The organism is Acinetobacter equi (genome assembly GCF_001307195.1).
Classification (GTDB): Bacteria; Pseudomonadota; Gammaproteobacteria; order Pseudomonadales; family Moraxellaceae; genus Acinetobacter; species Acinetobacter equi.
The window spans coordinates 1,561,861-1,587,344 of sequence record NZ_CP012808.1 but is presented as its reverse complement, the minus strand read 5'-3'; the positions used below and the strand labels follow the sequence as shown (position 1 = coordinate 1,587,344).

Genomic DNA, 25,484 nt, shown 5'->3' with positions numbered 1-25,484 from the left:
AGTGCAGCAGGCTTTGTAACTTTCAGTACATCTGATAATTAAACTTTTCTAGCAAATAGATTTAAAAATTCATTTGAACTAGCTGTTTCTAAAAGTTTAATTTGTTCATGCATCCATGTAACCATTTCCTCGAGAGACTGTCTTGATGAAGACTCTACTACTCTACCTGTGCTGGATATAGATTTTAAATGACTCCCATCTCTTACTTTTATATGTGAAGGGATTGAACGACCAGCTGCGTGAGTCGACAATGTCCCTTTTAAATTAACTGCTTCATAAGATCGGTTACGGATAGCTTTATCAGATATTGTCATATTTCTAAGGGATAACTTTTGAAATTCAACATTTTTACCAAATAGCTTACTCAGTTCTTGAGTTAAAACTAGATCAAAATTTTTATTTAATATTTGTGAAAAATTTGCACAGCTTTTGCTCATTACAATTAAGTAATTTTTTAGCTCAATTAACACAACATAAGCAAATATTCTGTCTTTTAAATCAATATCTTTAAGAAAGTACACTCGCCTTTCAGTAGGAAAAACTTTTATAGTAACTTTATACTCTAAATTATTAATAGATCTAATATCTCGATAAATATCCAGTATAAAATCTGCCCCCAGTTCTTTATTTGACACTGCTTGATCCAATACTTCGGAAAGGAGATTATCGTCCAGTGAACTCTTTATTTTGTAAAACTGCATATTTTTTGTTAATGCTAAATCACAAGACATAGCTTCCCCTATATTTTTGTAAAGAACCCCACTCAAAAGTAGGGTATTTTTCACACATTATCAATACTATTTTAACTTAAACTCTAAGCCATATCCCCTTCTAAAAAATCCTGCGCAAAGCGTTGCAACACCCCACCCGCTTCATACACAGAAACTTCTTCTTCGGTATCCAAACGACAGGTCACAGGAACTTCAATAACTTGATTTTTTCCATCATCAGTAGAACGTTCAATCACCAAAGTTAAAGTCGAACGTGGTGCAATATTTCCAATCACACTATATAACTCTGTACCATCAAGTTTTAATGTTTTGCGGTCAACTCCGACCTTAAACTCAAGTGGTAACACGCCCATTCCAACTAAGTTCGTTCGATGAATACGCTCAAATCCTTCAGCAACAATCGCTTCCACACCTGCTAAACGTACACCTTTAGCAGCCCAATCACGACTTGAACCCTGACCGTAATCTTTCCCAGCAATCACAATTAATGGCTGTTTACGATTCATGTAGGTTTCAATGGCTTCCCACATGCGCATCACTTCACCCTCAGGCTCAACACGCGCTTTTGAACCTTGCTTAATTGTGCCATCAGAACGAACCACCATTTCATTAAACAATTTTGGGTTCGCCAAAGTCGCACGTTGTGCCGTTAAATGGTCACCTCGGTGTGTTGCATACGAGTTGAAATCTTCTTCAGGCAAGCCCATTTTCGCCAAATACTCACCTGCTGCCGAATCCAACACAATCGCATTTGATGGAGATAAATGATCGGTTGTAATGTTATCGCCCAAAATTGCGAGCGGACGCATATTCGCCAAAGTTCTTGGTGCTGCTAAAGCACCCTCCCAATATGGAGGACGACGAATATATGTACTTTTTGGGCGCCAATCATATAAAGGGCTTTCAGATTTTTCAGTTTGTCCCAAATCAAACATTGGAATATACACTTGTCGGAATTGCTCAGGTTTAACCGATGTTTTTACCAAAGCATCAATTTCGGCATCAGATGGCCAAATATCTTTTAAGTAAATTGGATGTCCATTTTTGTCATGACCAAGTACATCTTTTTCAATATCGACTCGAATTGTACCCGCAAGTGCATATGCGACAACCAATGGAGGCGAAGCTAAAAATGCTTGTTTCGCATAAGGATGAATTCGTCCATCAAAGTTGCGATTACCCGAAAGTACTGCTGTTGCATATAAATCACGGTCAATAATCTCTTGCTGAATTTTTGGATCTAATGCCCCAGACATTCCATTACATGTTGTACATGCATAAGCCACAATACCAAAACCAAGTTGTTCTAAATCTTTTAACACACCCGCTTCTTCTAGATATAAAGCTGCTGCTTTGGAACCAGGTGCAAATGAAGATTTTACCCAAGGCTTACGTGTTAACCCTAACTCATTGGCTTTACGTGCAAGTAATCCTGCTGCAACCGTATTTCTTGGATTAGATGTATTTGTACATGATGTAATTGCTGCAATAATGATTGCACCATCAGGCATTAAACCATCATCACGATTATCTACAATACCTGCGATACCTTTTTCTTTTAAATCAGATGTAGAGACACGTGCATGTGGATTCGATGGACCTGCAATATTACGTGTTACAGTTGATAAATCAAAACATAACACTCTTGGATATTCTGCTTGCTTCATATCTGAAGCCCATAGCCCAATGGTTTTTGCATAAGTTTCTACAAGTCTGACTTGCTCAGGTTCACGACCTGTTAAAGTTAAATAATCAATTGTATTTTGATCAATATAGAACATTGCAGCCGTTGCACCATACTCTGGTGTCATATTAGAAATTGTGGCACGGTCCCCAATAGACATACTGTCTGCACCTTCACCAAAAAACTCAAGATATGCACCAACAACACGCTCCTTACGTAAAAATTCAGTTAATGCTAAAACAATATCTGTTGCAGTAATGCCTGCTTGACGTTGCCCAATAAGTTCTACACCAATAATGTCAGGTAATCTCATCCACGATGCACGACCAAGCATGACATTTTCAGCTTCAAGACCACCAACACCAATAGAAATCACACCTAAAGCATCAGTATGTGGAGTATGTGAATCGGTTCCAACACAAGTATCAGGAAATGCAATACCATCTCTGTTTTGCACCACAGGTGACATTTTTTCTAAATTAATTTGATGCATAATGCCATTCCCCGCAGGAATAACATCAACATTTTCAAAAGCTGTTTTAGTCCATTCAATAAAATGAAAGCGGTCTTCATTACGGCGATCTTCTACTGCACGATTTTTTTCAAAAGCTTCAGGATCGAAACCACCATATTCAACTGCCAATGAATGGTCAACAATAAGCTGCGTCGGAACAACAGGATTAACTTTTGCAGGATCTCCACCTTGATCTGCAATTGCATCTCGTAAACCAGCTAAATCAACTAATGCTGTCTGCCCCAAAATATCATGACAAATAACCCTAGCTGGGTACCATGGAAAATCATGATCCTGTTTTCTATAAATTAGCTCTTTAAGTGATTGTTCTAAGATTTTTGGATCACAACGACGTACCAATTGTTCTGCCAATACTTTAGAAGTAAAAGGAAGTTTTTCATAAGCATCTTGCTGAATATCATTGATTGCATTTCGAGCATCATAATACTCTAGCTGGGTATTTTGCAGCGGTTTACGATAGTTGTTATTCATAGCTTTCCTGCCTGTGATCGATACTTTTTATTTAACTTATTTCATGCATACCTTATTTACGGTTTCGATACTACACTGCAAAAATACCATTTCCCAAATAGATTGTTTTCACTTCAGACTTAAGTATTAAATACAGCCTCATGAAAGGTGAAATATGTATTTTTTTCTGTATTATTTTAATTTGAAAGAAAAAAATAATGATTTGTTTTTCATATTTTTTAAAAAAAGATATTTTATTTACAAAAATAATCGGTTAATCTAAAACCAAAATATATATCCCAAAATAATAACTTCGGTTCAATAAGAGAAAAACAATGACTAAAAAAACTCAATTACTTGGTCTAATGGTACTCACTATTATGCTTACTGCTTGTGGTGGTTCATCTAACTCATCAGGTTCATCTAACTCAAGCAATAACGGAACAGGAAATACTGAAACAAACACTCCTACTCCAGTTCAAGCAACAAAAATTACAGCTCAATGCACTGATGTTGACAATAATGTTTCTATCAGTACAGCAGGTTGTATCTATACATCAGGCACATCAAATCAAACAGCAATTTGCCAAGGTAATACAATTAAAATACTTTCAGGAACTGATCATACAGCGACTGATGTAAGCTCTAAAGGAAGTACCTTTACAGGTAATTCACTTACAATAAATAATAAAAAACTAAACTGTGTTTAAAATAATTAAACCGCTCTCATTATTATGATTCATCCTTTATTTCAACTCATAATAAAGGATGAATAATTTTATTTTTTGATTATATTTATTCAGCCTATGTCAAAAATATTTCCTATTTTTATTGCTTTAATTGCGTTTATTGTTGGATATGTTATTTCAAATCTTAAATCGACTTATGAAAATCAGACATATTCATCTCACTTAGAACAACAAACTTCAGAAAAACAAACGAATCAAATTTCTGAAAACTTTAATATTCCATTAGTGAACTCCGAAACTCCTAATATTTCGTTAAGTAAAATAAATCAAGAAAAACTCTTAACATTACTTCAAGATGTTCCCTCTGATCAGCTCGAAAACTATTTAAAACGTGCATTTCCAGAACAAGATTTACAATATATAAAAGATAAAAAACAATTTTCTAAACGATTAATTGAAGAATTAAATCAGAATAAAACCTCCTCCAAAAAGCTTTCAGGAGAAATCGTGTTTTCAACATCAGCATCGTTACAAATGGATCATCAACCTCTTAATAATATTCATGCACAACAATTTATATATGCTCATTTAAATACTTTTGGAAGTTCCCCACCCAACACTCAAATTTTTGTTAAATGGATAAATCTAGATACTCAAGATGTTGTCCTATTTACGCCTAAATATATACAAGAAAATTCACAGCAAAATTGGGTAAGTGCTGTTCCTGCTGAGGGTTGGCAAAATAGTCAATATTTAGTCACTTTTTATGAAATGGATGATCAATTAAATCCTATAGCTCAAGCAAACTATACTTTATCATCAGTCATTCAATAATCTAGAGATTTATCCATTTTAAAATTACGCTTCTAATATACGATTTTATAATTTGCTCGATTGTTCATTTCTAAGAAGAGTTTTACAATGGCTCTATATATCTTGGGTTCTTAATATGAATAATCTAGCATTCTCTTCATTTACATTAAACGGTGTAGACGCACAAAAATTTCTACAGGGTCAAGTGACATTAAATGTAGAAAAATTGGCGGAAGGCGAAACTCGTTATACAGGTATTTGTAATTTAAAAGGTCGCTTACAATTTGGTTTATGGATTAAAAAAATCAATGCTGAAAATTTTGAGCTAATTACAACATCAGACCAAGCAGAAGAACTAGCAAAACATATTAAAAAATTTGGCGCTTTCTCAAAAATGAAACTTGAGGATGCAGGTGTAGTTTATCCAACAATTGAAGGTCTTTATACAACCTTCTCTACTAGTGAAACTGATATTCAATCTTGGAAATTACAAGCAATTGAACAAGGTCAAGCTTGGATTGAAACAGCAACTTCACAAGAATTTCAACCACAAGAATTACGATTACACCAGCGTGAAGGTGTTCATTACGACAAAGGCTGCTATTTAGGGCAAGAAATTGTGGCTCGTCTTTGGTTTAAAGCAAAGCCAAAACATTGGTTACATCTAGTTCAAGGAAGTGGAGATGCACCAAATTCTGCTACCCGATTAAGTAAAGATGTAGAAGTTGTAAACAGTATTTCTATTCATGGTGGATATAAAGCACTTGTAGTCGCTAAACCAGAAGCTATTACTGAATTACAACTAGTAGTCCTAAATTTACCTGAACATTTAAATGGTGATGTTGCTAGACCGCAATCGTAATATAAACTTGAATAGGGTTTTAAATAAAAAGCCCTATTCTCTATTTAAAACAAATAGAATTTATAACTATCATTGAATGAAATTCATTATCCTATCTCAATTATTTATTTTTCAATAGGGTAATTATAATCCCCCCATTTACTCGTTTTTAACCCCATTCCGTGTAAACCTTCTATAAGTTTTACAGCTGCTCTCACTCCATCAATAACAGGAATTCCTAATTCATCACTAACCTGTTCTGCCATCTCTGCCATACCACCACAACCAAGAACAATGACACCAATTCCATCTTGTTCTTTTGCCATTCGGCAACATTCCAGTAGTTTAATATATGCAACTTCTTTATCATTTTCGAGTGCAAGTACAGGCAAATCAATACATCTAATTTGAGCACAATGTGCTGAAAAACCATATTGTTGTAACAAATGTTCTGCAATAATTTTTGTTCTAGACAATGTCGTTACAATTGAAAATTTTGTTGCTACTAATGTCGCCATATGAAAGGCTGCTTCTGCAATTCCAATGACTGGTGCACTTGCGACTTCCCTAGCCGCATGTAAAGCTGGATCTCCAAAACAAGCAATAATATGACCATCAACCTGATTATCTTTTCCTTGCTTCACTAATTCTAAAATACCAATAGCTGAAATTGCTTCATCATAGTGCCCTTCAATAGATGAAACCCCGTTCTGAGGTGATACTGCAGTAATTTGAGTATTTGGTGAAGCTACTTTTTCCGCAGCTTTGCCAATCGCTTGCGTCATTTCGATACATGTATTTGGATTTATGACCTGAATTCTTACACTCATTGTACTCACGCTATTCTTTATTTAAGATTTTTTAGATAAAAGTGATTTTTTGATCACATTTAATGCATTTACATGCAAAATTCGCACCATAATATAAATATTTTTTATTTTATATTTCATATGCTTATTAAAATATTCTTTTAGGTTGGCATACTTTCTGCTCATTCCACACAAAATTAAATAAAAGTGGATGAACATGCACAAAGAAAATTATAGCCCTAAGCTGACTAATGAAGATTTAGCACCAGCTAAGAAAGATTGGTCTTGGTATAACATTTTTTCATTTTGGATGTCAGATGTACACAGTATGGGTGGCTATATTGTAGCAGCTAGCTTATTTGCATTAGGTCTTGCAAGCTGGCAGGTGTTTGTTGCTCTCATTGTGGGTATCGTGATTGTTCAAATTGCCGCAAATTTAGTTGCTAAGCCAAGTCAAGTATCAGGTGTTCCTTATGCTGTTATTGCTCGACAATCATTTGGTGTATATGGTGCCAATATTCCTGCACTTATTCGTGGCTTAATTGCAGTATCTTGGTATGGCATTCAAACATGGCTTGCATCAAATGCATTAATGCTCATTGTATTAAAATTTTATCCTAGTTTAAGCCCACTTACTGAATCTAGTTTCGCAGGGCTTTCAGCAATAGGTTGGATCTGCTTTGGTATTATGTGGATTTTACAGGCATTGGTCTTTTGGAAAGGAATGAATGCCATTAAGGTTTTTATTGACTGGGCTGGACCTCTAGTTTATGTCGTTATGTTTGCGCTAGCTGCTTGGCTTATTTCTCAAGTAGGTTGGTCAAATATTTCATTTAATTTAGGCGGTAAAACCTTAACAGCATCAGAACAATTTGCACAAACACTCGTTGCTATTGCTTTAGTTGTTTCATATTTTTCAGGACCTCTGTTAAATTTTGGTGATTTTTCTCGTTATGGAAAATCAATGAAACAAGTTAAAAAAGGGAACTTTTGGGGACTTCCATTTAACTTTGTATTCTTCTCTTTAATTACGGTTATCACAGTCTCTGGTACATATAGCTTATTCGGAAAAATAGTGACTGATCCACTAGAAACAGTTGCCATGATTGACAATACATTTGCTGTAGTTTTAGGACTATTAACTGTGCTTACAGCAACTATTGGTATTAACATTGTTGCTAATTTCGTTTCGGCTGGTTTCGATTTTTCAAACATCTTCCCACAAAAACTTAGCTTTCGCTCAGGTGGTATGATTGCAGCAATTGGCTCAGTATTAATTACACCTTGGAATTTATTTAACTCCCCAGAATTAATTCACTATACTTTAGATGTTTTAGCTGCATTTATTGGTCCATTATTTGGAATTCTAATTGCTGACTTTTATTTAATTAAAAAACAAAAAGTTGAAATAGATGATTTATTTAATGACAAAAATACAGGTGCTTATTGGTATAAAAATGGTTACAACCCTAAAGCTATTGCAGCACTTATTCCAGCTGTAATCGTAGGACTAGTTTTAACGCTTATACCTTCTTTGCAACATTTAGCACCATTTAACTGGTTTATCGGTGCTACTCTTGGCTTAAGCTTTTACTACTTCCTTGCACGTGAAGCAAATGTGAAAGTTAAAGTAGCAATTCCTGATCAATCTTAACAAAAATAGAGCCTCCTTATTGGAGGCTTTTAGATTGTAAAAAGAATAAAATTTATAGAACACATAGCAGAAACCATTCTAAAAATTTCAGTATAAAAATGTAGCCAAATATAAAAATCATTAAGTGGAGTAATTTCGGATAGTTATACACTTATCATATTTTCACTCTATTTCTTATTTGCTCCAATATTTTTCATTATTATTGATTTTTCTCTTTTTTTCTTAGCTTCTCAATTTTATGAATTATATCTACCTAAAATGAAAATTTGGTTTAATGAGTTTATTCCCTCTCGATTCAATCCAATTCTAAAAATGATAAATCTAAAATATATTGAAATATCAATCAATGGTCATGTTCTTGCACAAAATAGAAAATCAACATCATCATCCATAAATAGTTCTTCAAATTATACTTCTTCTTCTAGCTCCAACTCACCATCAAGCGCACCTTTAAATCAAAGAGACTCTGGTGATCGATCAGATGGTAGAGGTGATCGGGGTCTTGGTAAAATTAAAAAACTATGCCCACCACAGTGTTATGAGCCCACTGACAACAACAAATCCAATAATAGTACTCAGAAGTAAAGGTGTTAGGGTTTTTTGATTCAACCCATACACCTGCCCGAGCATCACAAATATCGTTGGCATTGGTAATGCAGCAACAATCGTTCCTGCATACACCATTTCTTTACTGACATCTGTTAAATAATTCAGCCCTAAAAACACTAGAATTGGCATGAGAATATTGCTTGAAAATACCAAATAACAAGTTTGAATATTTAAGTATTTTAAAGTCATACCCACAATCCCCCCACCTATTGCAAATAAAGCCAAAGGTGAAGCAGTCTGTCCTAATAAAAACAATATATCATCTAAATATTCAGGAATATTGACTTTAAAAACAGCAAAGATAATTCCTAAAATCACTCCCATAAATAGAGGATTTTTTAATAATGTAAAAAATGTATTTTTTAAAATTTTAAGAATATTCGTATTCTTCTGATTACTTATTTCAGCCAAAATTAAAACAAATGGAACAAGAAGAACACTTTCTATAATTATAATCAATGATGTATACATCATTGCTTTTTGTCCCATAATCAAAGTTAATACGGCTGTTCCTATCAGTCCTGTATTAGACATTGAGGCTCCTAAGGCCAATACAGAGGTTTCTGCTGCATTATTTTTAAATACGTTATACATCACCGCAAAAGCTAAAGCATATAAACTAAATGTGATTGTTGTATAGACCCCAAAATACTCAGGAAACCATATTTCCGACAAGTTTTTAGATGCCAATGATTGTAAAAATAATGCGGGTAGTGCAATTTTAATCACAAATGCACCAAGTGCAGCGATTTGAATATTACTTAATAAAGATAATTTTACAGATAAATATCCCAATATAAGTAATAAAAATATTGGAACAATAACGGCCAAAACCATAATGATTATGTCCTTTTAAAAAGCATTAAGCTGCACCACAACCCAATGCCTTCACTTAAGAGAATTTAAAAAGAAATGAACAAGTCTTTTAGCCCATGAGGCTGACTTCGTAAATATTGGGGAGATACTTGAATCTTTTCACCTAGCTTTGCTGCAGCATGCCAAGGCCAATGAGGATTATAAAGGATCGCTCTAGCAATACCAATTGCATCGGCCTGATGATTTTGTAAAATTTCTTCAGCTTGATCTGCATCTGAAATCATTCCAACAGCAATCACAGGAATTTTAACAGTTTTTTTGATTTCTTCAGCAAATGGAACTTGGTAGTTTTCTTTTATTTGAATAGATTGATCAATATGTAAACCTGCTGTAGAAACATGAATATAAGCAGCACCTAAGTCTTCTAATTTTTGAGCAAGAATTTTAGATGATTCAATATCCCAGCCATTTTCCACCCAATCTGTTGCAGAAATTCGAATACCAATTGGATACTTTTTAGGTACACTTTCTTTTATTGCTTTAAAAACGTCTAGAGTTAAACGCATTCTATTTTCAAGATTTCCACCATACTCATCCGTCCTTTGATTGGATAATGGGGATAAAAATTGATGCAGTAAATAGCCATGTGCAGCATGAATTTCAATAAGATCAAATCCAGCATTTACCGCCCGTTTCGCGGCTTGAGTAAAATCTTGAATAAGCAGACTAATCCCATTCTCATCTAAAGCTGTTGGCACCATATCTTCAGGATGAAAAGGTAAATGGCTTGCCGATACAGTCTGCCAACCTAAATCATCATTTGCTGAAATTTGGCGACCACCTTTCCATGGTAAATTACTAGATGCCTTTCGTCCTGCATGTGCAAGTTGAACTGCAATCGGCATCGGTGATATTTTTTTAACTTTTAATAAAATATCTTTTATTTTTTCAGCCTGCTGATTATTCCATAATCCTAAATCGGCATAACTAATACGCCCCTCTGGCTGAACTGCTGTTGCTTCAACAATACACAATCCCGCTCCAGATAAAGCATACTGTGCCCATTGTTGTTCATGCCAAAATGTAGGCTCGCCTTTTTCATTTGCAGAATATTGACACATTGGTGCAATTACAATCTTATTTGATAACTTCAATTCTCCGAATTGAATTGGCTGAAATAATAATGCCATTTTGTCCTCTTCAGATATCACTTTAATAATAGTCAATTAATATAAATGTTCTCATAAAATGATATTTAACATTTATTATGACCTAATATGTATCACAAAATAACTAATAATATTCATATAAAATATGATTTATATATTCTTATAATTTGATCATTTTTAGAATCTAATCAATTTTTATCCATAAAAAAAGGTGATAGACATAACCTACCACCTTCCTAAATTTGCAAATATTCTTAGAAAATGATTCGTGAGCTTAACCCTAATACAAATGCATTATCTACATTATTTGAAGAACCTGGATTAATCACATATTGAATGTTTGGACGTAACATTAACCATGGTGTTGCATTATAAGCATAATTTAATTCAATATTATATTCTGCGCTTGCATCTAAGTTAGGATTATTAAGTCTATTGTTCACATGAATGCGGTTTACGCCTAGACCTAAAATATCATTTGGATGTTGATCTAATAATCCAATATATTTGATCCCAAGCTGTTGTGAATTATCAATTTTATTCGTTACTCGATCATGCCAAGTAAAGTTTGCAAAACTGTGCAGACCACGCTTACCTTCACCTGTTGATAATAGCTGCTGCTCTATGGCTAACCAGCCTGCAAATGTACGATTTTTAACTTTACCTGTCACAACATCTTTTTGGTTAATTTGATCATCGGCAGTATTGTACATACCACCTAAACGATAGCTTCCTGCTAGACCATTAACAAACGACTTAGGTTGCCACACGACCTCTACTGGAATTGTCACACCATCAGCATTATCCATATCCAAGCTCCAGCCTTGACCTTCTGCTTGACCATTACCATTGTCTGGATTGAATTCATACACACCTATTTGTGTAAAAATTTCAGGATTAATCTGATATTTTATGCGTCCTGCCCATTGTGCTACAGGCGTGTTCATCCAAATATTACCCTGCCATTTTCCCATTTGTGCTGCACAAAATGCAGTACTCACAAAATCACAGGCCATAACATTAAAGTCCATGCCAAGCCCTAAACGACCAACTTTTACACTAATCCCTTGTTCTTTAAAGTTCTTTTCAATTGATAACTCTGTCAAACGGCTATCTTGATTCCCTCGACCATATGCACCTTGAACATTTGCTAATTCTGGTGCGTTTGCATCCTGAATATCTCGAATTGATGTACTTTGTCCTTGTCGAGCAGTCATAACAAAACGAATATTTACTCCGTTCCAACCTGCTAACTTTTCCATGTCAAATGCTGAGCCAAGCCATAATTGACTTGCTACAGTTGGGTCAGCATGTGGATTTCTTCCACCATCTGCTAAATATGCTGCATCTGCCAATAGATTTGCCTCAAACTTAATTCCTTTCTGAGCTAATTCATTTCTTTTTCCATCCCAATCGCCAAGCATATACTGCCCTTTAGGATCAAAAATATCTTGAGCAAACAACATGCCAGAAGAAAATAAAAATGATATTGGAAAAAAGGCTAAAGCAAACTTATTCATAACACATGAACCTAAAATATAGAGAGCGATGTGAATTAGATACACTATTCACATTTACCTGCTAAAAAATACAGTATTTCTTATAACTTTTATCTTTCTTTTCTTTATTAAATACTAAACTTTTATTTATAAAAAAATTTAACACTTAAATAGACCCAAAAGAATTTTAAATACTTTTTACTTTAAATCAATAACTTAAAAACACACACTTAAAAATAAAAAATACTGAACCATAATTTATTAATTAATATAAAAATCTATTATTTATCCAAATATGTGAAATAGTCAAATATTCACCAAAAAATCTTGTAATTCTTTATAAACAACCCGATATTGTGTCTATTCTTGCTTTCATATTGATTATCCTCATGCCAGAATTACCTGAAGTTGAAACAACAAAAACGAGTTTACTCCCTCTTTTAAATGAAACTGTTCTTGATGTTCAAGTAAAACAAGCCAGCTTACGTTGGCCCATTCCTAATGACATTCAAAAATTAGTCGGGCAAAAACTTATTGGTCTCTCTAGACGTTCAAAATATATTTTGGCTAAATTTGAAAATGATACGATGCTTTGGCATCTAGGCATGTCTGGAAGCTTTCGTATTTGTACAAACTCGGAAGAATTACGTAAACATGATCATTTAATTATTCAATTTGAAGATCAACAATTGCGTTACCATGATCCACGTCGTTTTGGTTGTATTTTATGGTTAGATGAACTGTCTCACAATAAATTGATTGACACATTAGGTCCTGAACCATTAAGTGATGACTTTAATGCTGACTATTTAGCGCAGAAATTAAAAAATAAAAATACTGCTATTAAAGTTGCAATTATGGATAATCATATCGTTGTTGGTGTTGGAAATATTTATGCTACTGAAAGCTTATTCAATTTAGGTATTCATCCTGCACAACCAGCAAAAGATTTAAATCCAATTCAAATTGAAAAATTAGTGGTCGAAATTAAACGAATATTAAAGCAAGCGATTGATTTAGGTGGATCGACATTACGTGATTTTAGTAATGCAATGGGTGAAAATGGTTATTTTCAACAGACACTATTGGCTTATGGACGTGTAGGCGAAATGTGTGTGAACTGCGAAACAATTTTAGAAAATATAAAATTAGGACAACGTGCATCTGTCTTCTGCCCTGAATGCCAACCCCTTAAAAAGGTCAAAACAACGTCCAAGAAAGTTGTAAAAGGAACATCTGTATGAAGTCTGCTATCGTCCGCCATATTTTAGTTAAAGATAAAGATCTTTGTGAACAATTGAAAAAGAAAATTAAAGATGGTGCTGATTTCGCTAAAATTGCAAAGCAGCATTCAACTTGTCCATCTGCTAAAAAAGGGGGTGAACTTGGTGATATTAAAAAAGGACAACTTGTTGCCCCTATTGATAAAGCAGTTTTCACTTTAGCAGAACGTGAACTTCATGGCCCAATTAAAAGTCAGTTTGGATGGCATTTATTAGAAATTAAATTCCGTATGGATTTCTAACACTGCAAATTCTTCCTCCCAAAAAAGAGGAAGAATACACCTAATTATCAAATAATTTTATTTGTTCATCCTCACATTCTAGCTCTGATGTTGTTGCCATATCGCCTTCTTTCATCGCAATATATTCAACTCCTTCATCTAATTGATAAATATAAACTTCAGCAATAGTATTGGGAACATTTGGTTCTATAATTGCTCCATCCCATCGTGCGCCAGATTGTTGAAAAAAACATATTGACTGATCTTTAAACAATTTAGATATATCGGTATTCAGTTTAACATTTTGTACTATAGGCGTTTCAGGATCATCATGTCCTTTAATTTGTTGAGTGATATCTTCTACATGATTAATTTTTAAATGTAATGGTCTTTCTAAAACTTTCTCTTTTAAAATACTAGGTAAATCTTGGAAAGACAATGTGCTCATATCTTCAATATTTATTAAGTTTTTCAGTTCATTATATGTACATGAAATTTTTTCAAAATAGACCGGTAAACCACCAAGTTGATTTGACCAAGATAAAGAATGAGCTACTGCATCTAAATTAGTAATTAAGTATTTATTGTTTCTAATATTTATTAAAGTTGCATCATGTATATTAAAGATATTACTTCTATCATCTGTTTTTCTTTTTTGATTTTCGACTTTAAAAATAAATTTATTCGCCTCTTTTGTATAAATACCTTCTTGTTCATAAATATTATTCATGTATTTTAAAGTAGGATCTTTAAAATCTCTAAAAGTTAAAATTTCAAAATTATGATCTTTTAAACCTAAAAATATATTCGTTTCTAAAAAATCACGATGATAATAAATACTTTAACCAAGATCATTCCCATCATATTTTTGACAGAATTTATCTAATTTTTGTGCATAATCTAAAGTTAATGCATTTACAAATTGCTGATCAACAAGTGGTTTCGTATTAATCCAACTACAAGCATCTACAATTAAAATAGTAGAAATAAAAAATATAAATTTTAATATTTTTTTCATTCAAATAATTCTGATTATAAGCTTTATAACGGCATATATTATACCGTTATAAAACTTAATATATTTCTATTTCTTTTTCAACTCATCACGAATTTCACGCAATAAAGTAATATCCTCAGGCGTTGGAGCAGGTGCAGCTGGCTCTACTGCTTTTTCACGACGTAATTTATTCATGACTTTAACTAACCAAAAAACAACCCAAGCTAATAAAATAAAATTAATTAAAATCGTAATAAAATTACCATAAGCAAAGACATTCAAACCCGCTTCTTTTGCAGCTGCAAGATTTGTTATATTTTCAGGATTATCGCCTAAAATAACAAACCAATTTGAATAATCAACTTTTCCACCAAGTATCCAAGAAACCAAAGGCATAATTAAATCAGCAACGACTGAATCAATAATTTTACCAAATGCTCCACCAATAATGACACCAACGGCCAAATCCATGACGTTGCCTTTGACAGCAAACTCTTTAAATTCTTGAATAATACTCATGTTTTCTCCAGTATTTATAGTAGAAAATTCCAACGTAGAAAAGTGCTACATTAATACCCAGTAATTTACTAGGTTTAATTTTATTACTAAATACTTTTCAACTAAATAATACAAAAAAACCGCTAACTTTAAGTTAACGGTTTTTCCCATCTTAATTTAAAAATTAAGATTTGTTACGTTTACGTTCGTTTTCAGTCAACCAACGCTTACGAATACGGATTGATTTAGGTGTTACTTCAACCAATTCATCATCTTCAATGAATTCAAGTGCTTGTTCAAGCGTGTATTCAAGATGTGGAACTAATGTTAATGCATCATCAGTACCAGAAGCACGAACGTTTGTTAATTGTTTCGCTTTAGTTGGGTTAACAACCATATCGTCTGAACGAGAGTTGATACCTACGATCATACCTTCGTAAACTTCTAACTGTGGTTTAGCAAATAGACGACCACGGTCTTGTAAGCTGAACAATGCATAGCCCAAGCAAGTACCTTGAACCATAGAAATCAACACACCGTTTTGACGCTTCGCAACAGTACCTTGTTTCATAGGACCATAATGAGAGAAGCTAGACGTCATGATACCAGTACCAGAAGTCATTGTAAGGAATTCTGAACGGAAACCGATTAAGCCACGTGAAGGAACAGTTGCTTCAATACGGATACGGCCTTTACCGTCAACTTCCATATTAGTCATTTCGCCTTTACGATGCCCCATTTGCTCCATTACAGAACCTTGGTGCTGTTCTTCAACGTCAAAAGTTACGTTTTCGTACGGTTCTTGCATTACGCCATCAATCTCTTTCAAGATTACTTGCGGACGAGATACACCCATCTCGAAGCCTTCACGACGCATGTTTTCAATTAATACTGAAAGATGAAGTTCACCACGGCCAGATACTTTGAAACGGTCTGGACTATCAGTGTCTTCAACACGAAGTGCTACGTTGTGAATTAATTCGCGGTCAAGACGTTCACGGATGTTACGTGAAGTTACAAATTTACCTTCTTTACCAGCAAACGGTGAGTTGTTTACCTGGAATGTCATAGATACTGTAGGTTCGTCTACAGAAAGTGCAGGTAATGCTTCAACATTTTTCGGATCACAAATTGTGTCAGAAATATGAAGTTCATCAATACCAGTTACACAAACGATATCACCAGCTGATGCACTTTCAACATCAACGCGATCTAAGCCATGGTAACCCATGATTTTCAAGATACGACCGTTACGTGTTTTACCGTCTTTATCAATCACAGTTACAGGTGTGTTTAACTTCACAGAACCACGTTGAATACGGCCTACACCGATAACACCAACGAAGCTGTTATAGTCAAGTGAAGACACTTGCATTTGGAATGGACCATCAACGTCAACTGCTGGTGGCTCAACGATATCTACGATTGTTTGGAACAATGGAGTCATATCTTCAGCAAGTTCTTCTGGAGAAGGACCAGCTACACCACGAAGACCAGATGCATATACCACAGGGAAGTCTAACTGTTCGTCAGTACCACCAAGATTATCAAATAAATCGAATACTTGGTCGATTACCCAATCAGGACGAGCACTTGGCTTGTCTACTTTATTGATAATTACGATTGGCTTCAAACCACGTGCGAACGCTTTTTGCGTTACGAAACGAGTTTGCGGCATTGGACCTTCTTGAGAGTCAACAAGAAGCAGTACACAGTCAACCATAGACATTACACGTTCAACTTCACCACCGAAGTCGGCGTGTCCCGGGGTGTCCACGATGTTAATACGGTATTCAGTATCAGTACGTTTGTCTAACCATTTAATTGCAGTGTTTTTTGCAAGAATGGTAATACCACGTTCACTTTCAATAGCGCCTGAATCCATGACACGTTCGATCTCGCCCGCGCGATCGCCAAGAGCACCTGATTGCTGTAAAAGTTTGTCTACAAGAGTCGTTTTACCATGATCGACGTGCGCAATAATGGCAATGTTACGGAGAGTTTTAATATCTGACATGTATAATTCGATACGCTTTAAATTTGAGGGCAAATTATACAGAAAAAACTTAACTTTTAGTAGTGACTGTTTATTGACAATATCGATTTTTTTATTCGAGTTGTACGCTTTTCATTTTATAAATCATTTAATCAGATTAGAATACCACCACCTAGCCACAATTTGCGTCATTCATGTCAGATTTAAATCAATCTCCAAATCAGAAAGATCAACTTGATCTTGTCTATGGACTTAACGATCGCCCTTCTCCTTTTATCGCCTTTTTAGCCGCCTTTCAACATCTTCTTGCCATTATCGTTCCAATCGTAACGCCTGGCTTGCTCATTTGTTTGGCATTAGGTGTATCTAAAGAAGATACCAATATGATTTTGTCCATGTCATTGGTCATTTCAGGTATCGCAACCTTTTTACAATGTAAAAAAGTAGGACCTTTTGGTGCCGGGCTTCTCATTGTTCAAGGAACAAGTTTTAACTTTATTGGTCCAATTATTGGTATTGGTTCTGCTATGGTTGCAGCAGGAACTCCTGTTGAATCTGTTATGGCAGCAATTTTTGGGGTTGTAATTGCTGGCTCATTTATTGAAATGGGTGTTTCTCGCATTCTACCTTGGGTAAAAAAATTAATTACGCCATTAGTTACAGGTATTGTGGTTTTACTCATTGGTTTGACCTTAATTAAAGAAGGTCTGATTAGTATGGGCGGTGGTTATCAAGCAATGGGAGATAAAACCTTTGCTAATGCCGATAACCTTATTATGTCTTGTACAGTTTTAGCTTTAATTATTTTACTTAACCGTGTTCGTATTACTTGGGTAAAAAGTTCTGCAATTTTAATTGCGCTCGTAGCTGGCTATATTCTTGCTGGTTTTATGGGACATTTAGATTTCTCAGGTCTTCAAGAGACTCCTCTTGTACAAATTCCAACACCTATGCATTTTGGTTTAGACTTTTCTTGGAGTCTATTTATTCCAATGGCGTTTATTTATTTAGTAACTTCACTAGAAGCCATTGGTGATATCACTGCAACATCTAAACTTTCCAACCAACCTGTAGATGGTGCATCGTGGATGCAACGCATTAAAGGTGGTGTACTTGTTAATGGTGCAAACTCATTCCTAGCAGGTATTTTTAATACTTTCCCAAGTTCAGTATTTGCACAAAATAATGGTGTGATCCAACTTACAGGCGTTGCTAGCCGTTATGTTGGTATTTGGATTGCTGCTCTATTGGTAATACTAGGACTACTTCCTGCTGTTGCTGGTGTAATTCAAGCTGTTCCTCAAGCTGTACTTGGTGGTGCTGTAATGGTGATGTTTGGTGCTGTAGCCGCGTCAGGAATTAATATCTTATCTGGTATTCATCTTGATCGTCGTGCACTTCTAATTATTGCGATTTCTTTAGCATTAGGTCTTGGTGTAGCACAAGTTCCTCAAATTTTAGAACATCTTCCTGAATTATTCCGTAATATTTTCAGTTCTGGTGTAGCGACAGGTGGTATTGCCGCATTAATTCTAAATATTGTTCTGCCTGAAACAAATAAGTAATTTGATTTATACTAAGACACTACTCAATTTTCTTGAGTAGTGTTTTTTCATGTGAGTTTAATATGGATCCCAGAAGTGAAGTCGTCATACGACAAGAAGATCATCTTCAAGGTCGAGTGCTATTTATTAATGCCCCAAATGACCAATTAATAAGTAATTTAAGTTCTGACATAGATAGTTACATCTGGACTTGGAATTATGCCGATTTTATTTCATTTGAAAAAAATAATTATAAAGTTCACTTTGGTACAGAATTACCAACAGAAAGTTTTGACCAAGTTGTTGTCTTTGTTCCAAAATCCAAAGAACTTCTCAATTATATCCTTGATTGTATTGTAAGTAAGTTTCAATTAAATACTCAAATTTTCCTCGTTGGCGAGAAAAAAAGTGGGGTTGAACGTGCTGCGAAACAATTACAAGAGTTTGGAAAGTGTATTAAACTCGATAGTGCTCGTCATTGCCAATTTTGGCAAATGAGCTTAGGGATAATAAAAAAAGCAACTTCGCTAGAGAAATGGACTAAAAATTATGAAATACAAATAAATGATCAAATAGTTAAAATTTATGCATTACCGGGAGTTTTTAGCCAAGCAAAACTTGATATTGGAACTGCTGTACTTTTACCATACCTACAACAGGTAAAATCAGGTAAAATTGCGGACTTTGGTTGCGGTGCTGGTGTTATTGCTTGCTACTTAGCAAAACTTAATCCCGAAAATTGTGTTTATGCTTTAGATGTAGATGCTTTTGCATTACATTCAACAAGGCTTACATTTGAACATAATGGAATTGATCCTGCTCAGTTTAACATTCTCCCTGTTGCAAACTTTAGTGATGCTCCAACCGAGCTTGATGCTATTGTGAGTAATCCTCCTTTCCATCAAGGCATTCATACAAATTACGATGCGAGCGAAGGTCTTTGTAAATTAGCAAAGCGCCATCTGAAATCGAAAGGTGAATTATGGATTGTGGCAAATCGCTTCCTCAACTACCCAATTTTAATTGAACAAAATTTTGGTCAGTGCAAGGTTGTAACAGATCAAAATGGTTTTAAGGTGCTTTATGCCTCTGTTTAATCATATAAATAAGGAAACACCATGAGCGAAACTCAACAAGCTCACCTAAAGCGTAAGCTTGGTGCTCGTCATTTGAATATGATCGCCATTGGTGGTTCAATCGGTACTGGTCTTTTTCTTGCGTCTGGTGCCACGATTGCAAATGCGGGACCTGGTGGTGCGCTACTTGCCTACTGTCTTATTGGAATAATGATTTATTTCTTAATGACAAGCTTAGGTGAATTGGCAACGCATAATCCCACGTCGGGAGCTTTCTTCACGTATGGAAGCAAATATGTAGAAAAAGGCTTTGGATTTGCACTTGGTTGGAACTATTGGTACAACTGGGCAATTACCGTTGCATTTGAACTCGTTGCAGTTCAATTTATTATGAAATTTTGGTTTCCAGATATTCCAGGTTTCTATTGGAGTGCTATATTCCTTGCCATTATTTTTGGCATAAATGCACTTACAGTCAAAGGCTTTGGTGAAAGTGAATTCTTCTTCTCTTTAGTTAAAGTACTCGCCATTATTGTCTTTATTATTATTGGTATTGCCATGATTGTAAAAACAATGATGACACCTGGCATTGCAACATTTGGTAATTGGACCATTGGTGAAGCCCCCTTCGTAGGTGGTTTATCGGCATTAATTGGTGTTGCAATGATTGCCGGATTCTCTTTCCAAGGTACAGAAATGGTTGGGGTTGCGGCTGGCGAATCAAAAGATCCGAAGAAAACAATTCCTGTTGCAATTAAACAAATTTTCTGGCGTATCTTATTATTCTATATTGTGTGTATTTTCATCATTGGTACACTCATTGCTTATAATGATCCATTGTTATTACAAGCGGCAGAAACTGAAAATATTGCCTTATCGCCATTTACATTACTTTATGAAAAAGCAGGTTTTGCATTCGCAGCAAGTATCATGAATGCTGTCATTTTAACTGCTATTCTTTCTGCTGGTAATTCAGGAATGTACTCTTCGACACGTATGCTATTTGATATGGCACGTAAAGGAAGTGCTCCTAAAGTCTTTGGTCACTTAGATCCTCGTGGCGTACCAATGAATGCGCTATATGCAACTACTGCAATTGCTGCACTTTGCTTCTTAACTACATTCTTTGGTGAAAAAGAAGTATTTAACTGGCTTCTCAATATGTCTGGTATGTGTGGATTTATTGTTTGGCTTGGCATTGCTATTTCTCACTACCGTTTCCGTAAAGGATATTTAGCTCAAGGTTATCAAGTTAGTGATTTAGCCTACCGAGCAAAGTTTTTCCCATTTGCACCTTGGTTTGCTTTTACGCTTTGTGCGATCGTTGTTTTAGGTCAAAATTATCAAGCTGTTTTGGATGGTAATTGGCTTGATGTGGTTTCTACATATATCGGTATTCTTTTATTCTTAGTTATTTGGCTAGTTTATAAGTTTAAATACAAAACCAAACTAATTTCATATCAAGAAATGGATGTGAAACCAATGAATATTGATCAAGATTAATTTAAATTGTGAGACAAAAAAACAGCCAATCGGCTGTTTTTTTTTACATATTTTTTATTATTTTGAATAAATTTTAATGGTTACACGACGATTTTGAGCTCGCCCTTCAGCAGTACTATTATCTTTAATTGGTTCTGCTGAACCAAAACCAATAGTCATAATTTGATCTGAATTTACATTATATTCCGTCACCAGCTTATTTTTCACAGCTTCTGCACGCTCATTTGAAATTCGATGATTCACACCAGTTTGACCAACATTATCAGCATGACCTTCTAATCCAATAACTAAATTTGGTTGCGCTGCTAACATATGTGCTGCTGTCTTTAAGTAAAAATCATATTTAGGCTCTACATAGCTAGAACCTGTATCAAAATATAAAGATACGCCATTTTGTAAAGCGGACATAACACTTGCAGTTTTCTGATCAACCACATTGGTAGTTTTTACTGCTGATGTACAACCCACCATTGCCAATGACAATGCCAATATACTTGTTAGACCTATTATTTTAATCATATGAACATCTTCTCTATAATAATTTTTGTCGATTGTATCACAATTTTATAAATAAAAAAAACGACCTTATAGAAGGTCGTTTTTTTGCAAATAATTAAAATTATTTAATTATTCAGCTACAACACGGCTACCAGAAATAGTCGCGAATACACGACGGTTCATAGCACGGCCTTCTTTAGTGTTGTTGTCAGCAATTGGTTGGAACCAAGCAAAACCTTTCGTAGTTAAACGAGCAGGATCGATGTTGTATTCATTAACAAGAGCAGACTTAACAGAGTTAGCACGAGCTAAAGATAAACGTTCGTTCAATGCTAATGGACCAGTGTTATCTGTGTGACCATCAATACGTGCAGTTGCGTTAGGGAATTCAACTAACTTCTCAGCAACTTTAGCGATTTCTGGTTGGTACTGTGGTTTGATGTTTGATTTGTTAGTATCAAAGAACACACGAAGTTCCATTTGAAGATCTTCAACTTCAACTGGAGCTACTACAACTGGCTCTTCAACAATAACTGGCTCTTCAACAATAACTGGCTCAACTACTACTACTGGAGCAGCAGGTTTCAAGTGACCACCAAGAACTACATTAAGACCAGCTAAAGCTGTGTAATCCCAGTTTTTAACTGCTTCGTTATAAGTAGCACGCGCTTCAGTACGTAAAGATAAAGCGTCGTTTAAGCGCCAGAAAGCACCAAGACCAGCATTCGCTAAAGTACCTTCTTCTTTATTGAAAGCTGCGCCGTCTTCACCTTTAACTTTAACATGACCAGCACCTAACAATACATAAGGCTTGATTTTGCTATCGTAGTTTTTAGTGATTAAATCAGAAGTAACATAGAAGTTACCTGCGATGTTACTTTGCTTGTATTTACCATTTTTTTGGAAATCAGCACCAGTACCAGCAGCACGAGTTTCTAAATCACCTTTAACTTGGCTATATTCAGCTTCAAAACCTAACCATGGAGTCAATTCAACACCAAGTGCTGCACCAACAAATACGTCGTCTTTAAGCTTTAATTCTTGACCAGTTTGGCCAGCGTGCTTGTTGTTATAATCTTTTAAAGAGTCTTGAAAAGTATAACCTAGTAGTAACGGAGTTACAGTTACACCAGCGTTTGCAGCAGCTAATGGAGCAGCTACGAGCATTGCTAAAGCAATACGACTCATTTTCATGGATTTATCCTCCAGAGATAACATTATTGTTCAAGTCCAAGCCTAAATTAATTCTATCCTGAGATAGGCTTTACCCCAGTTCTTTTAAGCTAGTTACTGTGAATCATACAAACACTTTTAAAGTTTTCCAAGTGCTTGATAATTTTAATCACGCAAATTATTGACAAAATTACTTACAATTTCCGTTGTAATTGAGTAAATAAAACTAATTTTTTAACAGTAAATAGCTTATCCTTCACATTGAAATAATACTAACATTTTTTATTAGCCTGTAAGCAAAAAATATTTTTTAAATTTTTCCTGATAAGCTATTTCTATATTTTCATGATGCCTTATAACAAAAACTCAGGCTTTAGTTTAGTCGAAACATTAGCCATAATAACCATATTAGCAATAATAGCTAGCATTTCAGTGCCCTATTTCCATATTTTTTTTGCTAAACAAGAAGCAATTCAGACAATAAGAACCCTTAATGGCTTTCTCAAGAGTGCTAAAAATGAAGCTTCTGTTCGTCATGCTCGTATCGTAATTTGCTCATCATCTAATTATGAACAGTGTGAAAATAATAATTGGAATAACAAGATTATAGCATTTCTCGACTCAAATGCTAATCGCAAAATTGATCATCATGATGTTGTTCTAAAAACAGAATCACTTCAATTAAAATATGGTCAACTTTCATGGAAAGCAGCTCTCAACTCACCAAATATTATATTTAATCAAGAGTTAGGTTTACCCATTGGATATAATGGCAGTTTTTATTACTGCAATCATACTCATGCAATCTATCATAAAATTATTCTAAGTAAGATGGGACATGTACGAACAGAAACACTAGACAATTGTTAGACTTATCAGTCTAAAGCATTAGATCTTTTTCTATTTATTGATTGTCAATTTCCAATATACTGCTAAAAGGTGGAAAAATTACAGACAATAAATTGGAGAAATATAAATGGCCGATATCGTCATTGTGAATGGTGCACGTACTGCAATGGGTGGTTTTCAAGGAAGCTTAACAAATGTAACTGCTCCCGAGTTAGGTGCAATCACAATTAAAGAGGCAATTGCTCGATCTAATTTACACCCCAACGATATAGAAGAAGTCATTATGGGCTGTGTTTTACCTGCGGGTTTAAAACAAGGTCCAGCACGTCAAGCCATGCGTAAAGCAGGATTACCTGATTCAACAGGTGCTATCACCATTAATAAGTTATGTGGTTCAGGCATGAAAGCTGTGATGCAAGCAGCTGATAGTATTAAGGCGGGTTCTGCTCAAATCATTATTGCAGGTGGTATGGAGTCAATGACAAATGCTCCTTATATCCTACCTAAAGCACGTAGTGGTTATCGTATGGGGCATGGTGAACTAAAAGACCATATGTTCTTTGATGGCCTTGAGGATGCTGAAACAGGTCGACTTATGGGATCATTTGCTCAAGATATGGCAAATATAAAAGGCTATACACGTGAACAAATGGATGATTTTGCAATTCGTTCTTTAAAACGTGCCCAAACAGCAATTACTGAAGGTTATTTTGCTGATGAAATTGTGCCTGTAACAGTTTCTACTCGTAAAGGTGATGTCATTGTCGATAAAGATGAACAACCTTTTAATGCCAATATAGATAAAATTCCAACTTTACGTCCCGCATTTTCTAAAGATGGTACGATTACAGCTGCTAATGCAAGCTCAATTTCGGATGGTGCTTCAGCACTTGTCATCACATCTAGCGATGTTGCAAGTAATAAAGGTTTAAAACCATTAGCGAAAATTATTGCTTATGCCTCAAATTCACAACATCCTTCAGAATTTACAATTGCGCCTGTTGGAGCAATTCAAAAAGTTTTAGATAAAGCTGATTGGCAGGCTTCCGAAGTTGATCTATGGGAAATTAATGAAGCTTTCGCTATGGTAACAATGTGTCCTATTGATGAGTTTAAACTTGACCCAGAAAAAGTAAATATTCATGGCGGTGCTTGTGCTTTAGGACATCCTGTAGGTTCAACTGGTTCTCGTATTATCTTAACGCTTATTCATGCACTCAAACGTACTGGCGGTAAAAAAGGGATTGCCAGCCTTTGTATTGGTGGTGGTGAAGCAACTGCTATGGCGATTGAGTTGCTATAATCATGATTTATTTTGCACAAAAATCTTTTTATACTTTATAGATTTTTGTGCAATTCAAAATAATAAAATTTCTCAAAAATATTAATATTTTTAGATATCTATATTAGAAAACTGAGCAATAATAGCTAAACCAACTACAATAAATCCACTACCAGCCCATCCTGCCAAGTCAATATTTTTCTCTAAAAATACTTGTGCTAAAAAATTGTCGAAATTGCTAAACAAGAGAGCGTTCAAAACTCTA

Annotated in this window: 23 protein-coding genes and 1 pseudogene; 11 read left to right on the top strand and 13 right to left on the bottom strand. The window is 34.9% G+C overall.

The window, feature by feature from the left end; all coding sequences use genetic code 11:
* Window positions 1-38: 38 nt before the first annotated feature.
* Window positions 39-731: a hypothetical protein gene (locus AOY20_RS14925; RefSeq protein ID WP_227510320.1), complete on the bottom strand. Its 693-nt coding sequence runs from the start codon at window positions 729-731 to the stop codon at window positions 39-41.
* A gap of 83 nt (window positions 732-814) precedes the next feature.
* Complete coding sequence (gene acnD, locus AOY20_RS07425; protein WP_054581273.1) at window positions 815-3,421, bottom strand: Fe/S-dependent 2-methylisocitrate dehydratase AcnD; 2,607 nt, start codon at window positions 3,419-3,421, stop codon at window positions 815-817.
* Between the two features lie 314 nt (window positions 3,422-3,735).
* Here acnD and AOY20_RS07420 point away from each other — a divergent pair, with 314 nt between their 5' ends.
* The 3 genes from AOY20_RS07420 (at window position 3,736) to ygfZ (ending at window position 5,764) form a co-directional block, all read left to right on the top strand.
* Window positions 3,736-4,110 (top strand): hypothetical protein, encoded by a 375-nt coding sequence (locus AOY20_RS07420; protein WP_054581272.1) that lies wholly within the window; start codon window positions 3,736-3,738, stop codon window positions 4,108-4,110.
* Between the two features lie 96 nt (window positions 4,111-4,206).
* Window positions 4,207-4,923: a hypothetical protein gene (locus tag AOY20_RS07415; protein ID WP_054581271.1), complete on the top strand. Its 717-nt coding sequence runs from the start codon at window positions 4,207-4,209 to the stop codon at window positions 4,921-4,923.
* A gap of 115 nt (window positions 4,924-5,038) precedes the next feature.
* Complete coding sequence (gene ygfZ, locus AOY20_RS07410) at window positions 5,039-5,764, top strand: CAF17-like 4Fe-4S cluster assembly/insertion protein YgfZ (protein WP_054581270.1); 726 nt, start codon at window positions 5,039-5,041, stop codon at window positions 5,762-5,764.
* A 104-nt stretch (window positions 5,765-5,868) separates the two neighbouring features.
* On the opposite strand, the gene AOY20_RS07405 is transcribed toward ygfZ, so the two are convergent.
* Window positions 5,869-6,573, bottom strand: a complete 705-nt coding sequence (locus AOY20_RS07405; RefSeq protein WP_054581269.1) for an aspartate/glutamate racemase family protein — start codon at window positions 6,571-6,573, stop codon at window positions 5,869-5,871.
* Window positions 6,574-6,769: 196 nt separating this feature from the next.
* Here AOY20_RS07405 and AOY20_RS07400 point away from each other — a divergent pair, with 196 nt between their 5' ends.
* A complete protein-coding gene (locus tag AOY20_RS07400; protein ID WP_417855184.1) occupies window positions 6,770-8,206 on the top strand; it encodes an NCS1 family nucleobase:cation symporter-1 in 1,437 nt (478 codons plus the stop codon).
* 519 nt (window positions 8,207-8,725) lie between these two features.
* On the opposite strand, the gene AOY20_RS07395 is transcribed toward AOY20_RS07400, so the two are convergent.
* From AOY20_RS07395 to AOY20_RS07385, 3 genes are all read right to left on the bottom strand, one after another.
* Window positions 8,726-9,652 carry an AEC family transporter gene (locus AOY20_RS07395; RefSeq protein WP_054581267.1) on the bottom strand — a complete coding sequence of 309 codons (927 nt, stop codon included), beginning with the start codon at window positions 9,650-9,652 and terminating at the stop codon, window positions 8,726-8,728.
* Between the two features lie 65 nt (window positions 9,653-9,717).
* Complete coding sequence (locus AOY20_RS07390) at window positions 9,718-10,821, bottom strand: NADH:flavin oxidoreductase/NADH oxidase (protein ID WP_054581266.1); 1,104 nt, start codon at window positions 10,819-10,821, stop codon at window positions 9,718-9,720.
* 233 nt (window positions 10,822-11,054) lie between these two features.
* On the bottom strand, window positions 11,055-12,266 hold the full coding sequence (locus AOY20_RS07385; protein WP_227510387.1) for a carbohydrate porin: 1,212 nt from the start codon (window positions 12,264-12,266) through the stop codon (window positions 11,055-11,057).
* A gap of 422 nt (window positions 12,267-12,688) precedes the next feature.
* Here AOY20_RS07385 and mutM point away from each other — a divergent pair, with 422 nt between their 5' ends.
* Together mutM and AOY20_RS07375 are read left to right on the top strand one after the other, a co-directional pair.
* On the top strand, window positions 12,689-13,543 hold the full coding sequence (mutM, locus tag AOY20_RS07380; protein ID WP_054581264.1) for a bifunctional DNA-formamidopyrimidine glycosylase/DNA-(apurinic or apyrimidinic site) lyase: 855 nt from the start codon (window positions 12,689-12,691) through the stop codon (window positions 13,541-13,543).
* Window positions 13,540-13,824: a peptidylprolyl isomerase gene (locus AOY20_RS07375; RefSeq protein WP_054581263.1), complete on the top strand. Its 285-nt coding sequence runs from the start codon at window positions 13,540-13,542 to the stop codon at window positions 13,822-13,824. The genes mutM and AOY20_RS07375 overlap by 4 nt, the downstream gene beginning before the upstream one ends.
* A gap of 40 nt (window positions 13,825-13,864) precedes the next feature.
* On the opposite strand, the gene AOY20_RS07370 is transcribed toward AOY20_RS07375, so the two are convergent.
* The 4 genes from AOY20_RS07370 to typA all read right to left on the bottom strand — a co-directional run bounded on the left by AOY20_RS07370 (window position 13,865) and on the right by typA (window position 17,315).
* Window positions 13,865-14,533, bottom strand: coding sequence for a hypothetical protein (locus AOY20_RS07370; RefSeq protein WP_054581262.1), 669 nt, complete (start codon window positions 14,531-14,533; stop codon window positions 13,865-13,867).
* 111 nt (window positions 14,534-14,644) lie between these two features.
* A complete protein-coding gene (locus AOY20_RS14730) occupies window positions 14,645-14,821 on the bottom strand; it encodes a hypothetical protein (protein WP_158319991.1) in 177 nt (58 codons plus the stop codon).
* A 66-nt stretch (window positions 14,822-14,887) separates the two neighbouring features.
* The gene (gene mscL / locus AOY20_RS07365; RefSeq protein ID WP_054581261.1) at window positions 14,888-15,319 is read right to left on the bottom strand and encodes a large conductance mechanosensitive channel protein MscL; all 432 of its coding nucleotides are present in this window, start codon (window positions 15,317-15,319) and stop codon (window positions 14,888-14,890) included.
* A 163-nt stretch (window positions 15,320-15,482) separates the two neighbouring features.
* Complete coding sequence (typA, locus tag AOY20_RS07360; RefSeq protein ID WP_054581260.1) at window positions 15,483-17,315, bottom strand: translational GTPase TypA; 1,833 nt, start codon at window positions 17,313-17,315, stop codon at window positions 15,483-15,485.
* Between the two features lie 173 nt (window positions 17,316-17,488).
* On the opposite strand from typA, the gene AOY20_RS07355 reads away from it, so the two are divergent.
* From AOY20_RS07355 to AOY20_RS07345, 3 genes are all read left to right on the top strand, one after another.
* The gene (locus AOY20_RS07355; RefSeq protein ID WP_054581259.1) at window positions 17,489-18,859 is read left to right on the top strand and encodes a uracil-xanthine permease family protein; all 1,371 of its coding nucleotides are present in this window, start codon (window positions 17,489-17,491) and stop codon (window positions 18,857-18,859) included.
* Window positions 18,860-18,921: 62 nt separating this feature from the next.
* Window positions 18,922-19,935: a class I SAM-dependent methyltransferase gene (locus tag AOY20_RS07350; protein ID WP_054581258.1), complete on the top strand. Its 1,014-nt coding sequence runs from the start codon at window positions 18,922-18,924 to the stop codon at window positions 19,933-19,935.
* A gap of 21 nt (window positions 19,936-19,956) precedes the next feature.
* The gene (locus AOY20_RS07345) at window positions 19,957-21,417 is read left to right on the top strand and encodes an amino acid permease (RefSeq protein WP_054581257.1); all 1,461 of its coding nucleotides are present in this window, start codon (window positions 19,957-19,959) and stop codon (window positions 21,415-21,417) included.
* A gap of 57 nt (window positions 21,418-21,474) precedes the next feature.
* Here AOY20_RS07345 and AOY20_RS07340 read toward each other — a convergent pair whose 3' ends face one another.
* Window positions 21,475-21,936, bottom strand: a complete 462-nt coding sequence (locus tag AOY20_RS07340; protein WP_054581256.1) for an OmpA family protein — start codon at window positions 21,934-21,936, stop codon at window positions 21,475-21,477.
* Between the two features lie 108 nt (window positions 21,937-22,044).
* The gene (gene omp38 / locus AOY20_RS07335) at window positions 22,045-23,109 is read right to left on the bottom strand and encodes an outer membrane protein Omp38 (RefSeq protein ID WP_054581255.1); all 1,065 of its coding nucleotides are present in this window, start codon (window positions 23,107-23,109) and stop codon (window positions 22,045-22,047) included.
* A 324-nt stretch (window positions 23,110-23,433) separates the two neighbouring features.
* Between omp38 and AOY20_RS07330 the strand changes: the two genes are divergently transcribed.
* Together AOY20_RS07330 and AOY20_RS07325 are read left to right on the top strand one after the other, a co-directional pair.
* A complete protein-coding gene (locus AOY20_RS07330; RefSeq protein WP_054581254.1) occupies window positions 23,434-23,958 on the top strand; it encodes a GspH/FimT family protein in 525 nt (174 codons plus the stop codon).
* 106 nt (window positions 23,959-24,064) lie between these two features.
* The gene (locus AOY20_RS07325) at window positions 24,065-25,240 is read left to right on the top strand and encodes a thiolase family protein (RefSeq protein ID WP_054581253.1); all 1,176 of its coding nucleotides are present in this window, start codon (window positions 24,065-24,067) and stop codon (window positions 25,238-25,240) included.
* A gap of 90 nt (window positions 25,241-25,330) precedes the next feature.
* Here AOY20_RS07325 and AOY20_RS14620 read toward each other — a convergent pair.
* Window positions 25,331-25,441, bottom strand: a pseudogene (locus AOY20_RS14620) (DMT family transporter); the annotation flags it as partial.
* Window positions 25,442-25,484: the final 43 nt, after the last annotated feature.

What these genes read in the sequence shown, in the direction of transcription:
- AOY20_RS14925 (WP_227510320.1), bottom strand. Translation starts at nt 731, where the DNA reads ATGTCTTGTGATTTAGCATTAACAAAAAATATGCAGTTTTACAAAATA.
- acnD (WP_054581273.1), bottom strand. Translation starts at nt 3,421, where the DNA reads ATGAATAACAACTATCGTAAACCGCTGCAAAATACCCAGCTAGAGTAT.
- AOY20_RS07420 (WP_054581272.1), top strand. Translation starts at nt 3,736, where the DNA reads ATGACTAAAAAAACTCAATTACTTGGTCTAATGGTACTCACTATTATG.
- AOY20_RS07415 (WP_054581271.1), top strand. Translation starts at nt 4,207, where the DNA reads ATGTCAAAAATATTTCCTATTTTTATTGCTTTAATTGCGTTTATTGTT.
- ygfZ (WP_054581270.1), top strand. Translation starts at nt 5,039, where the DNA reads ATGAATAATCTAGCATTCTCTTCATTTACATTAAACGGTGTAGACGCA.
- AOY20_RS07405 (WP_054581269.1), bottom strand. Translation starts at nt 6,573, where the DNA reads ATGAGTGTAAGAATTCAGGTCATAAATCCAAATACATGTATCGAAATG.
- AOY20_RS07400 (WP_417855184.1), top strand. Translation starts at nt 6,770, where the DNA reads ATGCACAAAGAAAATTATAGCCCTAAGCTGACTAATGAAGATTTAGCA.
- AOY20_RS07395 (WP_054581267.1), bottom strand. Translation starts at nt 9,652, where the DNA reads ATGGTTTTGGCCGTTATTGTTCCAATATTTTTATTACTTATATTGGGA.
- AOY20_RS07390 (WP_054581266.1), bottom strand. Translation starts at nt 10,821, where the DNA reads ATGGCATTATTATTTCAGCCAATTCAATTCGGAGAATTGAAGTTATCA.
- AOY20_RS07385 (WP_227510387.1), bottom strand. Translation starts at nt 12,266, where the DNA reads ATGTTGTTTGCTCAAGATATTTTTGATCCTAAAGGGCAGTATATGCTT.
- mutM (WP_054581264.1), top strand. Translation starts at nt 12,689, where the DNA reads ATGCCAGAATTACCTGAAGTTGAAACAACAAAAACGAGTTTACTCCCT.
- AOY20_RS07375 (WP_054581263.1), top strand. Translation starts at nt 13,540, where the DNA reads ATGAAGTCTGCTATCGTCCGCCATATTTTAGTTAAAGATAAAGATCTT.
- AOY20_RS07370 (WP_054581262.1), bottom strand. Translation starts at nt 14,533, where the DNA reads ATGAATAATATTTATGAACAAGAAGGTATTTATACAAAAGAGGCGAAT.
- AOY20_RS14730 (WP_158319991.1), bottom strand. Translation starts at nt 14,821, where the DNA reads ATGAAAAAAATATTAAAATTTATATTTTTTATTTCTACTATTTTAATT.
- mscL (WP_054581261.1), bottom strand. Translation starts at nt 15,319, where the DNA reads ATGAGTATTATTCAAGAATTTAAAGAGTTTGCTGTCAAAGGCAACGTC.
- typA (WP_054581260.1), bottom strand. Translation starts at nt 17,315, where the DNA reads ATGTCAGATATTAAAACTCTCCGTAACATTGCCATTATTGCGCACGTC.
- AOY20_RS07355 (WP_054581259.1), top strand. Translation starts at nt 17,489, where the DNA reads ATGTCAGATTTAAATCAATCTCCAAATCAGAAAGATCAACTTGATCTT.
- AOY20_RS07350 (WP_054581258.1), top strand. Translation starts at nt 18,922, where the DNA reads ATGGATCCCAGAAGTGAAGTCGTCATACGACAAGAAGATCATCTTCAA.
- AOY20_RS07345 (WP_054581257.1), top strand. Translation starts at nt 19,957, where the DNA reads ATGAGCGAAACTCAACAAGCTCACCTAAAGCGTAAGCTTGGTGCTCGT.
- AOY20_RS07340 (WP_054581256.1), bottom strand. Translation starts at nt 21,936, where the DNA reads ATGATTAAAATAATAGGTCTAACAAGTATATTGGCATTGTCATTGGCA.
- omp38 (WP_054581255.1), bottom strand. Translation starts at nt 23,109, where the DNA reads ATGAAAATGAGTCGTATTGCTTTAGCAATGCTCGTAGCTGCTCCATTA.
- AOY20_RS07330 (WP_054581254.1), top strand. Translation starts at nt 23,434, where the DNA reads ATGATGCCTTATAACAAAAACTCAGGCTTTAGTTTAGTCGAAACATTA.
- AOY20_RS07325 (WP_054581253.1), top strand. Translation starts at nt 24,065, where the DNA reads ATGGCCGATATCGTCATTGTGAATGGTGCACGTACTGCAATGGGTGGT.